The organism is Planosporangium mesophilum (genome assembly GCF_016863255.1).
GTDB lineage: Bacteria > Actinomycetota > Actinomycetes > Mycobacteriales > Micromonosporaceae > Planosporangium > Planosporangium mesophilum.
Window position 1 is genome coordinate 1 of the sequence record NZ_BOON01000011.1, and the last position, 13,987, is coordinate 13,987.

At 71.4% G+C, this 13,987-nt stretch carries 12 protein-coding genes and 1 pseudogene; 8 read left to right on the plus strand and 5 right to left on the minus strand.

Annotation, left to right across the window (positions count from 1 at the left end; translation table 11 throughout):
* Positions 1 to 185: 185 nt before the first annotated feature.
* From rapZ to Pme01_RS06445, 8 genes are all read left to right on the plus strand, one after another.
* On the plus strand, positions 186 to 1,094 hold the full coding sequence (gene rapZ / locus Pme01_RS06410; RefSeq protein ID WP_168114772.1) for an RNase adapter RapZ: 909 nt from the start codon (positions 186 to 188) through the stop codon (positions 1,092 to 1,094).
* Complete coding sequence (locus tag Pme01_RS06415) at positions 1,091 to 2,089, plus strand: gluconeogenesis factor YvcK family protein (RefSeq protein WP_168114773.1); 999 nt, start codon at positions 1,091 to 1,093, stop codon at positions 2,087 to 2,089. The genes rapZ and Pme01_RS06415 overlap by 4 nt, the downstream gene beginning before the upstream one ends.
* A gap of 74 nt (positions 2,090 to 2,163) precedes the next feature.
* The gene (gene whiA, locus Pme01_RS06420; RefSeq protein WP_168114774.1) at positions 2,164 to 3,144 is read left to right on the plus strand and encodes a DNA-binding protein WhiA; all 981 of its coding nucleotides are present in this window, start codon (positions 2,164 to 2,166) and stop codon (positions 3,142 to 3,144) included.
* Between the two features lie 320 nt (positions 3,145 to 3,464).
* Complete coding sequence (gene gap / locus Pme01_RS06425) at positions 3,465 to 4,469, plus strand: type I glyceraldehyde-3-phosphate dehydrogenase (protein ID WP_168114775.1); 1,005 nt, start codon at positions 3,465 to 3,467, stop codon at positions 4,467 to 4,469.
* On the plus strand, positions 4,466 to 5,656 hold the full coding sequence (locus tag Pme01_RS06430) for a phosphoglycerate kinase (RefSeq protein ID WP_168114776.1): 1,191 nt from the start codon (positions 4,466 to 4,468) through the stop codon (positions 5,654 to 5,656). The genes gap and Pme01_RS06430 overlap by 4 nt, the downstream gene beginning before the upstream one ends.
* Complete coding sequence (gene tpiA / locus Pme01_RS06435; RefSeq protein ID WP_168114777.1) at positions 5,653 to 6,435, plus strand: triose-phosphate isomerase; 783 nt, start codon at positions 5,653 to 5,655, stop codon at positions 6,433 to 6,435. The genes Pme01_RS06430 and tpiA overlap by 4 nt, the downstream gene beginning before the upstream one ends.
* A 293-nt stretch (positions 6,436 to 6,728) precedes the next feature.
* Positions 6,729 to 6,986: a preprotein translocase subunit SecG gene (secG, locus tag Pme01_RS06440; RefSeq protein WP_168114778.1), complete on the plus strand. Its 258-nt coding sequence runs from the start codon at positions 6,729 to 6,731 to the stop codon at positions 6,984 to 6,986.
* Positions 6,987 to 7,097: 111 nt separating this feature from the next.
* Positions 7,098 to 7,439: an RNA polymerase-binding protein RbpA gene (locus tag Pme01_RS06445; RefSeq protein ID WP_168114779.1), complete on the plus strand. Its 342-nt coding sequence runs from the start codon at positions 7,098 to 7,100 to the stop codon at positions 7,437 to 7,439.
* An 84-nt stretch (positions 7,440 to 7,523) separates the two neighbouring features.
* Here Pme01_RS06445 and pgl read toward each other — a convergent pair whose 3' ends face one another.
* The 5 genes and pseudogenes from pgl to tal form a co-directional block, all read right to left on the minus strand.
* Entirely contained in the window at positions 7,524 to 8,294 is a 771-nt protein-coding gene (pgl, locus tag Pme01_RS06450) for a 6-phosphogluconolactonase (protein WP_168114780.1), read from the minus strand.
* A gap of 258 nt (positions 8,295 to 8,552) precedes the next feature.
* Positions 8,553 to 9,524, minus strand: a pseudogene (locus Pme01_RS06455) (glucose-6-phosphate dehydrogenase assembly protein OpcA); the annotation flags it as partial.
* 30 nt (positions 9,525 to 9,554) lie between these two features.
* Complete coding sequence (gene zwf / locus Pme01_RS06460; RefSeq protein WP_168114781.1) at positions 9,555 to 11,072, minus strand: glucose-6-phosphate dehydrogenase; 1,518 nt, start codon at positions 11,070 to 11,072, stop codon at positions 9,555 to 9,557.
* Between the two features lie 76 nt (positions 11,073 to 11,148).
* Complete coding sequence (locus tag Pme01_RS06465; protein ID WP_168114782.1) at positions 11,149 to 12,795, minus strand: glucose-6-phosphate isomerase; 1,647 nt, start codon at positions 12,793 to 12,795, stop codon at positions 11,149 to 11,151.
* Between the two features lie 19 nt (positions 12,796 to 12,814).
* Positions 12,815 to 13,981: a transaldolase gene (gene tal / locus Pme01_RS06470; RefSeq protein WP_168114783.1), complete on the minus strand. Its 1,167-nt coding sequence runs from the start codon at positions 13,979 to 13,981 to the stop codon at positions 12,815 to 12,817.
* Positions 13,982 to 13,987 lie beyond the last annotated feature (6 nt).

Here is a 13,987-nt window from a genome sequence, read left to right on the forward strand (position 1 = left end):
AGCCCGCCCAGCCGGCGGACGTGTCCGCCGCCCAGCCGGAGGCAGCCTCCGACCTCGCCAATACCGGAGAAAGAGGTACAAATCTCCCTGCGGGAAACGCGGCCGGCGCCAATGGCGCACCGCAGTCCCCCTAGGATCGGTGCCGGGTGAGCCGTCGCGTGAGGCGCGACGGGCTAGGGGGAAGCGTGACAGAACGTACCGCCGTTACCGCCGAGGCGTCCGAGCCGGAGCGCTCGGAGACCGACCTGGTGATCGTGACCGGGATGTCCGGCGGTGGCCGCAGCACAGTGGCCCGGGCGCTGGAGAACGTCGGCTACTACGTCGTGGACAACCTGCCGCAGGCGCTCATGCTCGACATGGCTGAGCTGGCCTTCGCCGCGGGCGGCACGGCCCGGCGTACCGCGATGGTCCTGGACGTGCGCAGCCGCGCCTTCTCCACCGACCTGGGCGGCGCCATCAAGGCGCTGCGGGAGCGCGGTTTCCACCCGCAGGTGGTCTTCGTCGACGCCGACACCGACGTGCTGATCCGACGCTTCGAGAGCGTGCGCCGCCCACACCCGATGCAGGGGGAGGGGCGCCTGTCCGACGGCATCGCCGCCGAGCGGGAGCTGCTGAGCGAGGCGCGTGAGCAGGCCGACGTCTTCATCGACACCAGTCACCTCAACGTCAACCAGCTCCGGGCGCGCGTCGAGGAGATGTTCGCCACGGAGGACGCCCGGCGGCTGCGCGTCACGGTGCTGTCGTTCGGCTTCAAGTACGGGCTGCCGCCCGACGCCGACTTCGTGGTGGACGCCCGGTTCCTGCCCAACCCGTACTGGGTCTCCGAGCTGCGTGACCACACCGGCCGCGAGCCGGAGGTCAGCCGGTACGTGCTGGGTCAGCACGGCGCGGTCACGTTCGTGGAGACGCTCGCCCGGCTGCTCAATGCCACCTCTCCCGGCTTCGAGCGGGAGGGGAAGCGCTATGTCACGGTGGCCGTCGGCTGTACCGGCGGCAAGCACCGCAGTGTGGCGATCGCCGAGGAACTGGCGCGCCGGCTGCGCGAGGCGCGGATGTCGGCCTCGGCACAGCACCGTGACCTGGGGCGGGAATGAGCGGGCCGCACGACGCCGCCGGGCCGCTGCGGGTCGTCGCGTTCGGTGGTGGCCACGGCCTCTCCGCGTCCCTGCGTGCGCTGCGGCTGCTGCGCGGCCAGTGGAGTGCGGGCCGGCAGCGCCGTGAGCTGGAGGTCACCGCCGTTGTCACCGTTGGCGACGACGGCGGCTCCAGCGGCCGGCTTCGGGCCGAGCGGGGCGGGCTGCCCCCCGGCGACCTGCGGCAGGCCCTCGTCGCACTGGCCGACGCCGACGATCCGACGGCCGACCTGACCGCCCGTCTCTTCCAGCACCGTTTCGACGGCAACGGGCAGCTGTCCGGCCACCCGGTCGGCAACCTGACGCTGCTGGGCCTCATGGAGCTGATGGGCGATCCGGTCGACGCGCTCGACCACGCCGCCCGGCTGCTGGGCTGCTGCGGCCGGGTACTGCCGATGTCGCGGCACGCGGTGAGCCTCGAGGCCGACGTCCTGGGCGGCGACCCGGCCCGCCCCGACGACGTGGTCGCGGTGCGCGGTCAGCACGCGGTCGCGGTCACCCGCGGTGAGGTCCGGAGGGTGCGGCTGCTGCCCGAACGGCCGGTCGCCTGCGCCGAGGCGTTGGCGGCGGTCGAGGCGGCCGACTGGTTGATCTTCGGTCCGGGCTCGTGGTTCACGAGTGTCATACCCCACCTCCTGGTGCCGGACCTGGCCGCCGCGGTGTCGAACAGCCGGGCAAAACGCCTGGTCACGCTCAATCTCGCGGCCGAGAAAGAGACGTCCGGGTTGTCGCTGCCGGACCATTTGGCGGCGCTTGCCCGTTACCTCCCCGGCCTCCGGTTCGATGTAGTACTTGCCGACGGGAAAGCGGTTGGAGACCCCGAGCCGGTACACCGTGCGGCAGAATCGCTGGGTGCGCGACTCTCCCTCGCGCCCGTCGCGGTACCCGACGGGTCTCCGCGACATGACCCGGCCGCGCTGGCGGCAGCCCTGGAGGCTGTACTGGGTCCTCCGTGATCGAGTCGGCCGGCCAGGACCGGCGATGGATACTGACGCACAGACGACGGATCGGCCCATGAGGTGACGACACAATGGCGATGACCGGCGCGGTCAAAGACGAGCTCAGCCGGGTTAGCGTGGCCAAGCCCTGCTGCCGCCGGGCGGAGATGGCGGCCCTCCTGCGGTTCGCGGGCGGGCTGCACATTGTCTCCGGGCGCGTGGTGGTGGAGGCCGAGCTGGACACCAACTCGGTGGCGCGGCGGCTGCGTACCGAGATCGCCGAGGTGTACGGGTACGCCAGTGAGGTGCACCTGCTCGCCTCCGGGGGGCTGCGCAGGGCCACCCACTTCATCTTGCGGGTGGTCAAGGACGGCGAGGCGCTCGCCCGCCAGACGGGCCTGCTCGACGTGCGCGGCCGTCCGGTCCGCGGACTCCCGTCGCACGTCGTCTCGGCCAACATGTGCTGCGCGGTGGCCGCGTGGCGGGGCGCGTTCCTGGCCCACGGCTCGCTGACCGAGCCCGGCCGCTCCTGCGCCCTGGAGGTCACCTGCCCCGGCCCGGAGTCGGCGCTCGCCCTGGTGGGTGCGGCCCGGCGGGTCGGCATCACCGCCAAGGCGCGGGAGGTGCGTGGCGTCGATCGCGTCGTGGTCAAGGACGGCGACGCCATCGGTGCGCTGCTCACCCGGATCGGCGCGCACAGCAGCGTGCTGGCCTGGGAAGAGCGGCGGGTACGGCGCGAGGTGCGCGCCACCGCCAACCGGCTGGCCAACTTCGACGACGCCAACCTGCGCCGCTCCGCGCGGGCCGCGGTCGCCGCGGCCGCCCGGGTCGCCAGGGCGTTGGAGATCCTCGGGGAGACGGCGCCCCAGCACCTGTCCAGCGCCGGCCACCTGCGGCTGGAGCACCGGCAGGCCTCGCTGGAGGAGTTGGGTGCGCTCGCCGACCCGCCGATGACCAAGGACGCGATCGCCGGCCGGATCCGCCGGCTGCTGGCGCTGGCCGACAAGCGCGCCCGCGACCTCGGCATCCCAGACACAGAGTCGGCGGTCACCCCCGAGATGATGGTGAGCTGACCGCTCCGATCCGACCGTGACAAGGGCGCCCCGCTCACCGACTGCCGGTGAGCGGGGCGCCCTTGTCTCGACCGCAGGCCTGCCGGTCGATGGCTGCCGGCCCACCGGTGTCATGATCGAATTTTGGCCCCCGCGCGGCGGAACTTTCCGACTGGCGATATCGTCACGTTGTTCGGCGATGGGGCCGACTCGGGTCGCTCACCGGCGTCGCCGTCGCGTGGTCGGTGGTTTTGTCGCGGTGGCAGGAGCGGCGGAGCGGCCAGATCACTCTGGCGGCCGGCTGCCAAGGGCGCCGGCGAAACGGCGAGGAGATGTGTCCTGTGACCATCCGGGTTGGTATCAACGGGTTTGGCCGCATCGGCCGTAACTTCTTCCGCGCGGTTCTCGACCAACGCGCCGACGTCGAGATCGTGGGCGTCAACGACCTGACCGACAACAAGACCCTGGCGCACCTGCTCAAGTACGACTCGCTGCTGGGCAAGCTCGACGCCGAGGTCACCTACGACGACGAGTCCATCTCGATCGACGGCAAGCGGATCAAGACGCAGGCCCAGCGGGACCCTGCCGCCCTGGGCTGGGGCGACCTGGGCGCCGACATCGTCATCGAGTCGACCGGTCACTTCACCAAGGCCGACGACGCCCGCAAGCACACCGAGGCCGGCGCCAAGAAGGTCATCATCTCCGCGCCCGCCAAGGGCGAGGACATCACGATCGTGATGGGCGTCAACGACGACAAGTACGACGGCGCCAGCCACAACATCATCTCGAACGCGTCCTGCACGACGAACTGCGTCGCGCCGATGGCCAAGGTCCTGCTGGAGAACTTCGGCATCAACAAGGGCCTGATGACCACGATCCACGCGTACACCAACGACCAGGTCATCCTGGACTTCCCGCACAAGGACCTGCGTCGGGCCCGCGCCGCGGCGATCAACATCATCCCGACCACGACCGGTGCGGCCAAGGCCACCAGCCTGGTCATCCCCGAGCTCAAGGGCAAGCTCGACGGCATCGCGATGCGCGTACCGGTGCCGACCGGCTCGGTCACCGACCTCGTCGTGGAGCTCGGCCGGGAGACCACCAAGGAAGAGATCAACGCCGCCTTCAAGGCCGCGGCGGAGGGCCCGCTGAAGGGGTACCTGCTCTACACCGAGGACCCGATCGTCTCCAGCGACATCGCCAACACCCCGCCGAGCTGCACCTTCGACTCGGAGCTGACCATGGTGACGGGCAACCAGGCCAAGGTCGTCGGCTGGTACGACAACGAGTGGGGCTACTCGAACCGCCTCGTCGACCTGGTGAAGCTGGTGGGTTCGCAGCTGTGAAGACCCTCGACGACCTGATCGCTGAGGGCGTACGGGGTCGGCGCGTCCTGGTACGCGCCGACCTCAATGTGCCGCTCGCCGACGGGCGGATCAGCGACGACGGCCGGATCCGCGCGGTGCTGCCGACGCTGACCGCCCTGCGGGACTCCGGCGCCCGGGTCGTGGTCTGCTCGCACCTGGGCCGGCCCAAGGGCGCACCCGACCCGAAGTACTCCCTGGAGCCGGTCGCCGACCGGATGGCCGAGCTGCTCGGCTCGCCGGTGGCGTTCGCGACCGACACGGTCGGCGACAGCGCCCGGTCGACCGTCAACGGCCTGGGCGACGGCGACGTGGCCCTGCTCGAGAACCTCCGGTTCAACCCGGGGGAGACCAGCAAGGACGACAACGAGCGGCTGGCGTTCGCCCGCCAGCTCGCCGCCCTGGCCGAGTCCTACGTGGACGACGCGTTCGGCGCGGTGCACCGCAAGCACGCCAGCGTGTACGACGTGGCGAAGCTGCTGCCGCACTACGCCGGCCGGCTGGTGCTGCGCGAACTGGAGGTGCTGCAGCGCCTCACCAGCGACGACGTCGCCCGGCCGTACGTGGTGGTACTGGGTGGCTCGAAGGTCTCCGACAAGCTCGCCGTGATCCGGGCCCTGCTGCCCAAGGTGGACCGGCTGCTCATCGGTGGCGGGATGTGCTTCACGTTCCTGCAGGCGCAGGGCCACGGCGTCGGCGCGTCGCTGCTGGAAGAGGGCATGGTCGACACCTGCCGGGAGCTGCTCGCGCAGGCCGGCGGCAAGATCGTGCTCCCGGTGGACATCGTGGTGGCGGACCGGTTCGCCGCCGACGCGCAGACCCGGACCGTACCCGCGGACTCGATCCCGCAGGGCTGGCTCGGCCTCGACATCGGCCCGCAGTCGGTGGCGATCTTCGCCGACGCGCTGCACGGCGCGAAGACGGTGTTCTGGAACGGCCCGATGGGCGTGTTCGAGCTGGAGCCGTTCGCCGCCGGTACCCGGGGCGTGGCCGAGGCGATCACCAAGGTCGACGGGTTCACCGTCGTCGGTGGCGGTGACTCGGCGGCCGCGGTCCGCAAGCTCGGCATCCCCGAGGACGCCTTCAGCCACATCTCCACCGGCGGCGGGGCGTCGCTGGAGTACCTGGAGGGAAAGACCCTACCCGGCATCGAGGTGCTTGAAGCATGACGCAGCCAACCGGCCGCCGGCCCCTGATGGCCGGCAACTGGAAGATGAACCTCAACCACCTCGAGGCGATCGCGCTGACGCAGAAGCTGGCGTTCAGCCTCACCGAGAAGCAGCTGTCCGACGTCGAGGTGGTCGTGCTGCCGCCCTTCGTCGACCTCCGCAGCGTGCAGACCCTCATCGACGGGGACAAGCTGCTTCTCGGGTACGGCGCGCAGGACCTCTCGCCGCACGTCTCCGGCGCGTACACCGGCGACGTCTCCGGCGGCATGCTGGCGAAGCTGGGCTGCCAGTACGTCGTGGTCGGGCACTCGGAGCGGCGGGCGTACCACCACGAGGACGATGCCCTGGTCGCCGCGAAGGTGAAGGCGGCGCTGACCAACGACATCACCCCGATCCTGTGCGTGGGGGAGGGCCTGGAGGTCCGCGAGGCGGGCAACCACGTGGCCCACACCGTGGGCCAGCTGGACGCAGCGCTGAAGGGCCTCAAGTCCGACCAGGTCGAGAAGGTCGTGGTGGCCTACGAGCCGATCTGGGCGATCGGGACCGGCAAGACCGCGACCCCCGAGGACGCTCAGGAGGTGATCGGCGCCCTGCGCGGCCGCCTCGCCGAGCGCCACGGCAACACCGCCGACCGGGTACGGATCCTGTACGGCGGGTCGGTCAAGGCCAACAACATCGCGGCGATCATGGCACAGCCCGATGTGGACGGTGCGCTGGTCGGCGGGGCGAGCATCAACGCCGAGGAGTTCGTACGCATCTGCCGGTACCAGGAGCACTGAGCCGGTGCCGACGGAACGTGGCGCGGTCCGCACGGACCGCGCCACGTCCTTTTTCATGCCCCCGGCGCCACCAACAACCTCAACGGGGCCGTGACGGTACCGGTGATCTACATCAAGGCGCTCGGGCCGTCCGGTACGAACCTCCGCGGCGGTTTCATCCACCCCTGGTTCGGGCCAGCCCGGCCCGTGCGCGCTGGGGCCCGCAGACCCGTCACGGTGAGGCGTGGTGCACGGCGGCGGTCCGGTACGGCTATCCTGTTTCACGCCGCACTACTGAGAGGAACCGCACCGCCATGATGGCGTTCGCTTATACCCTGATCGTGCTGCTCGTGCTGACCAGCATCCTGTTGACCATGCTGATCCTGCTGCACCGCGGCAAGGGCGGCGGTCTGTCCAGCATGTTCGGCGGCGGTGTCTCCTCGACCCTCGCCGGCTCCTCGGTGGCGGAGAAGAACCTCGACCGTTACACGGTTCTCGTTGGGATCATCTGGTTCGCCTGCATTGTCGGCCTGGGCCTGTGGATGAAGCTCGCCCAGAACGGGGCTTCCTGAACAACCAAGTCGTTCTAAACTCATGCGCGCGGCCCGCAAGCTGGGCCGCGCGCGTGTTTGCGCAGCTACTCCTGCACTCGCGCCGCCCCCGGACGACAGGAGAAAACAGCAGTGGCAAGTGGTTACGCCATCCGCGGCAGCCGCATCGGCTCCGGACCGATGCGCTGGACGGAGCGGGGTGATGAGGCCCCTCGCCGCTCCGTGACGTACTGGTGCGCCCACGGGCACGCGACGACGCCCTCGTTCGCCGCCGACGTCACACCGCCCCCGCATTGGGACTGCCCGCGCTGCGGGCTCCCCGCCGGACAGGACGAGCACAACCCGCCGGCATCCCCCCGCGCCGAGCCGTACAAGACCCATCTGGCGTACGTCAAGGAGCGTCGCAGCGACGCCGACGGCGCCGCGATCCTCGCCGAGGCCCTGGCCCGTCTCCAGCAGCGCCGCGGCCGGTAGCCGGCCCCCCGGCGCTGACGGGTACGCCGGCCAGCGCCGGAACGCCGGTCAGCGCCGGAACGCCGGTCAGCGCCGGAACGCCGGTCAGCGCAGGGACCGGAAGCGTGGGCCGATCTCGGCGGCCGCGGCCCGGTCCAGCAGCCAGACGGTACGGTCGACGCCGCGTACCCCCGCCGCGGGCACCTGCACCGGGCCGGCGCCCGACAGTGCCAGCCGGACCGCGCTGGCCTTGTCCGGGCCGGACGCGATCAGCCACACCTCCTCGGCGGTGTTGATCGCAGGCAACGTCAGCGTCAGCCGTACCGGCGGCGGCTTCGGCGCCCCGCGCACTGCCGCCACCGGCCGCGTCTCGTAGGCCACCGGGTGCTCCGGGAACACCGACGCGACGTGGCCGTCCTCGCCGACGCCGAGCAGCAGCACGTCGAAGTGCGGCAGCGGGGCCGTACCGGGCTTGGCGGCCCGCGCCAGCTCCTCGGCGTACCGGGCGGCCGCGGCCTCGGGGTCGGGGCCGTCGGGCCCGTCCGAGGGTGGCATCGGGTGTACCCGCGCCGGGTCCAGCGGTACCGCGTCGAGCAGGGCCTCCCGGGCCTGGCGCTCGTTGCGCTGCGGATCGTCGTGCGGCACGAAGCGTTCGTCGCCCCACCACACGTCCACCCGCGGCCAGTCGACGGCGTCACGGGCCGGGCTGTCGCGCAGCGCCCGGTACACGGCAAACGCGATCCGGCCGCCGGTCAGGACCACGCTCGCCTCGCCGCGCTCGGCCTGCGCGTCGATCAGCCGGACGGCCAGGCGGGCCGCCACCGCCTGGGCCAGCAGGTTCGCGTCCGCGTGCACGATCACGCTGACTTCGCTCAACGGAGCTCCTCGTCTGACAACCATGGACACGCGGGCCGTTCGACCCGCGTGTCCACGATCACATGATTACTTCGCGGGCTCGCCGCCGGGTGCCCTGGTGTCGCCGGCCGCCTCGATGTCGCCGTCGGCCACGCCGGGGCCGGCGGGCCTGGCGACGTCGGCGGTATCGGGGACCTTCGCGACGTCGGCGGCGCCGCTCACGCTGACCATGGCGGTTTCGCCGCTGGGACCGGTGTCGCGGCCCGCGTCGTCGGCGGTGTCGGGCCGCTCGGCCAGGGCCGGGTCGTGCCAGACGTGTACCCGGATGGGGGCGCGGTCCTGGAAGCCGTCCCGGCCGGTGGCCTTCGCCAGTGCGGCCGCGTACGTCTGGTCGGCGTCGAGCCGGCGCAGCTCCTCGGCGAGGTCCTCGCCCAGCGAACGATCGGTCAAGGGCAGCGTACGGTCGGGCAGGCCGGTGCGCTGGACGACCACCCTGCCGTCGTCACGCCGGATCGTGACCGTGCCGCCGTCGGTCATCTGCATCGCCACGCCATGCATGCGGTTACCGGAGACCGGGCGCATCTCGGGGGTCACGCCCAGCCGGGCGGTCAGCCAGCCGCCCATCAGCAGCGCGCTCGGGTCCTTCGGCGGTGCCTCGATGGTGATCTTGGTCGGCAGGCTGTGCGAGGCGTCGAAGACGCTGGCGACGAGCGTGCGCCACGGCGTGATGCGCGTCCACGCCAGGTCGGTGTCGCCGGGGGCGTAGTCGTCCGCCCGCACCCGCAGCGCTTCGAGCGGATCGTCGCACTGCATGGTGTCGGTGATCCGCCGCTCCGCCACGACGCCCAGCGGGTCGTACGCGATGCGGTCCGGCGGTCCGCACCGCCACCACGTGACCACCGGCACGTCGGGGGCGAGCAGCGGCATGACCACCGACTCGGCGTGCAGCGCCAGCCGGCCGCGCATGCGCGTCACGACGGCCTCGCACGGCCCCAGCCGTCCGCCGACGACGACCTCGGCGTCCAGCCGGGACCGGGGGTGGGTGACCTCGTCGCGTACGACGATGAGCAGCCGGCACGGGTGTGCGGCGGCCGCGACGGTCGCCGCCGCCTCCGCGGCGCGGACCTCGGCCTCCTCGGTGACGACGATGAGGGTCAGGGCCAGTCCGCTCGTCACGCCGCCGGCGGTGCGCCGTTCGGCGGCGAGCGCCTTGACCACCGCGCTTCCGGTGGTGTCCCAGAGCCCGATCATGAGTTATTCCGCTCCTTCATGCCCACCGCGCTATGCCCGCCGCCAGGCCCGACCGGTGCGGGCCAGCATCGCGTCAGCGGCGCGAGGCCCCCACTCGCCGGCCCGGTACGGTTCGGGCCTGGTGCCCGCCCATGCTTCTTCGAGGGGGTCGACGACCCGCCAACCCGCCTCGACCTCCTCGGCGTCCGGGAACAGCGTCTTGTCCCCGAGGAGCACGTCGAGGATGAGGCGCTCGTACGCCTCGGGGCTGGTCTCGGTGAACGCCTCGCCGTACTGGACGTCCATGGTGATGTCGCGTACCTCCATGGTGGTGCCCGGCACCTTGGAGCCGAACTTCAGCGTCACGCCCTCGTCGGGCTGCACCCGGATCACCAGCTGGTTGGCGCCCAGCATCTCCACGTCGGACGGGGCGAACGGCAGGTGCGGGGCCCTCTTGAACAGTACGGCGATCTCGGTCACCCGGCGTGGCAGCCGCTTGCCGGCCCGGATGTAGAACGGCACCCGGGCCCACCGGCGGTTCTGCACGCCGAGCGTGAGGGCGACGTACGTCTCGGTCGTCGAGTCCGGTGGCACGCCCGGCTCGTCGAGGTAGCCGGGTACCCGCTCACCGGCGACCCAGCCGGCCTGGTACTGCCCGCGTACCGTGTCGCGGGAGATGTCGCCGGGCAGCTTGATCGCTCGCATCACCTTGAGCTTCTCGGTGCGGATCTCCGTGGCAGAGAAGCCGGTCGGCTCCTCCATCGTGACCAGTGCCAGCAGCTGCATGAGGTGGTTCTGTACGACGTCGCGCGTGGTGCCGACCTTGTCGTAGAACGCCGCCCGGGTGCCGATGCCCACGTCCTCGGCCATCGTGATCTGTACGTGGTCGACGTAGAGCGAGTTCCACACCGGCTCGAACAGTGTGTTCGCGAAGCGCAGGGCAAGGATGTTCTGGACCGTCTCCTTGCCGAGGTAGTGGTCGATCCGGAAGACGTCCTCGGGCGTGAACGCGTGGTCGACGAGATCGTTGAGCTGCTTCGCCGAGGGCAGGTCGTTGCCGAACGGCTTCTCCACCACGACCCGGCGCCAGCCGCCCGACTTCTGGTTGTCGCTCATGCCGGTGCGTTCGAGCTGCTTGAGCACGACCGGGAACGCCGACGGGGGGATGGACAGGTAGAACGCGGCATTGCCCTCGATGCCGTGGGTGGCGCGCAGCTCGTCGAGCGTCTCGGCCAGCCGGTCGAACGCCTCGTCGTCGTCGAACGAGCCCGGCACGAACTTGATGTTCTCGCCGAGCCGGTCCCAGACCTCGTCGCGCCACGGGGTACGGGCGTGGGCCTGGGCCGCCTTGCGGGCCAGGCTCGCGAAGTCCTCGTCGCCCCAGTCGCGGCGGGCGAATCCGAGCACCACGAACCCGGGTGGCAGCAGTCCGCGGTTGGCCAGGTCGTACAGCGCCGGGATCAGCTTCTTGCGGGACAGGTCCCCGGTGACCCCGAAGATCACCAGGGCACACGGCTCCGGGATCCTCGGCAGTCGCCGGTCCTGAGGATCACGCAGCGGATTGTTCATGGTGCCACCTCACGGCTCGTCGCGCGCCTGAGCCCGCCGACTCGTCGGACATCGTCGCTCATCTCTCGTCGGCTCCTCACGAAACCCAGGGCAGTTCGTCGACGGCGGCGAGCAGTCGCGACACGCCAGCCGCCCGGTCGGTCAGGTGCAGCCGTACCAGCGGCCGTCCCCGCCTGGTCAGCGCCTCGCGGTCACCGGCGGCCTGGGCGGCTTCCAGTATCCCGAACGTGTACGGCCGGCCGGGCACCGGCAGGTCCTCGGTCACCGTGCCGGTGATCTGGAGGAACGCGCCGGTCGGCGGGCCACCCTTGTGGTACTGGCCGGATGCGTGCAGGTACCGCGGACCCCAGCCGAAGGTCACGGCGCGCGAGGTGTGGTCGGCGAGTCCGGCGCGCGCCTGCGCCGCCTCCGCCTGCCCGAACCGGTCGAGGAAGGCCAGCACCGCAAGGTACCCGTCCGGGGGCACCCGGCTGAGCAGCCAGCCCAGCGCCTGGTCCACAGTCCGGGCATGCCCGAGATCCGCGCCGTAAACCTCGATCGGTCCGTCGACGAACGCCGGTGTCTCGGTGGGCAGCCCCGCGGCGAGGATGCGCTGGGTGTTCTCCTTGCTCTCGGCCACGTCGGGCTGGTCGAACGGGTTGACCCGCAGCAGCCGCGCGGCGACCGCCGTGGCGTACTCCCAGGCCAGGAACTGCGCGCCGAGCGGCCCGTTGACCGCGATGTGCGGGGTGATGCCGCCACCGGGTACGGACTCCGGCGGCAGCGAGCCGCCCACGGTGACGGTCAGCACGTCGTGGCGGACCGCGCCCGGCGCGTCGGGCGACTCGATCACGACCGGCAGGATGCCCCGCCCCTGCTTGCCGGTCGACTCGGCGATGAGCTGCTCGATCCAGTCGCCCGTGCCGACGAGGCCGGTACCGTCGGAGATCAGCGCGATCTTGTCGCGCCCGGACAGCGTCGCCGCGGCGAGGGCGGCGCCCAGCGTCAGCGCCGGGTTGGTCACGGCGTCGGCCAGCGAGGGGGCGAACTCCTCGGCCTCGTCGAGCAGTTCGGCCACGTCGACGCCGGCCAGCGCGGTGGGCACGATGCCGAAGGCGGTGAGCGCGCTGTACCGGCCGTCCACCTCCGGGTCGGCCAGGATCAGGTTCGCGTACATCTCCTCGGCCACCGCCTCGAGCGGCGAGCCGGGGTCGGTGACGATCACGAACCGCGACGGGAGGTCCGGCAGGTCGGCGTCCTCGAACGCCTTCAGGCACGCGCGGCGGTGGCTGTCGGTCTCGATCGTGCCGCCCGATTTGCCGGACACCACCACCACGCTGCTCGCGAGGCGGTTGTTCAGGGCCGCGCGGACCTGGTACGGGTCGGTCGAGTCCAGGACGGTCAGGTCGACGCCGAGGGTACGGGCGATGACCTCCGGGGCGGGCGAGGAGCCGCCCACCCCGGTGAGCACCACGTTGTCGAGGCCGGTGTTCTGCAACTCGTCGCGAAGCTCGGCCAGCCTGGGCAGCAGTTCCCGGCCGCGCCGGAAGGTGTCCAGCCAGCCCAGCCGGATCTTCGCGTCGGCCGCCGCCTCCGGGCCCCACAGCGTCGGGTCCTTGGCGGCGAGCCGGGCCGGTACGTTGTCGGCGACGAGCTGGGCCCGGGTCTCGGCGGCGCCCGGTACGGCCCTCGCGCCGTAGACGGCGAGCCCGCCCGCCGCCTCGACCTCGAGCAGTCCACTCATGCGTAGGTCTCTTCCGCCCCTACTGCTGTGCCTCGGTCTTCGCGCAGCCGGCGGCGGCCTTCCCGGGGTTGTCGGCGCCCGACTTCGCGGCCCGGAGCGACTTGGTCACGCCGTCGAGCAGCTCGTTCCAGCTCGCCGCGAACTTCTCCACGCCCTCGCGCTCGAGCACGTCGACCACGTCGTCGTAGTCGATCCCCAGCGCGGCGATGTCGTCGAGGACCTTCTTGGCCTCGTCGTAGTACGGGGTGATGGTGTCGCCGCGGACCTCGCCGTGGTCGGCGAAGGCGTGGATCGTCGGCTCCGGCATGGTGTTGACCACGCCCGGTGCGATGAGCTCCTCGACGTACATCACGTCGCGGTACTCCGGGTTCTTGGTCGAGGTCGACGCCCAGAGCGGGCGCTGCGGGCGGGCGCCCGCGTCGGCCAGGGCCTGCCAACGGTCGGTACCGAAGACCTTCTCGTACCGCTGGTAGGCCAGCCGCGCGTTCGCGATCGCCGCCTTGCCCTTGAGCGCCCGGGCCTCGGGGGTGCCGATCTTGTCGAGGCGCTTGTCGAACTCGCTGTCGACCCGGGACACGAAGAACGACGCCACCGAGCCGATCTTGGACAGGTCGTGGCCGTTCGCCTTCGCCTGCTCCATCCCGGCCAGGAACGCCTCCATGACCTGCTGGTACCGCTCCAGGCTGAAGATCAGCGTGACGTTCACGCTGATCCCCTGACCGAGCACCGCGGTGATCGCCGGCAGGCCCTCCAAGGTGGCCGGGATCTTGATGAACAGGTTCGGCCGGTCGACCAGCCACCACAGCGCCTTGGCCTCGGCCGCGGTGCGTTCGGTGTCCTTGGCCAGCCTCGGGTCCACCTCGATCGAGACCCGGCCGTCGAGGCCGCGGGAGACCTCGTACGACGGGTGCATGACGTCGCAGGCCCAGCGCACGTCGTACGTGGTGAGCATGCGGGTCGCCTCCTCGACGTCGACGCCCCGCGTGGCCAGGTCCTTGATCTGCTCGGCGTAGACGTCGGCGTCACTGAGCGCCTTGGCGAAGATGGTGGGGTTGGTCGTGACCCCGGACACGTGGCATTCGCGTCGCAGCTTGTCCAGCCCACCGGTGACGAGCCGCTCGCGGGAAAGATCGTCCAGCCAGATCGCCACCCCGGCGGCGGCCAGTTGCGCCAGCCTGTCGGTCATCGTCGC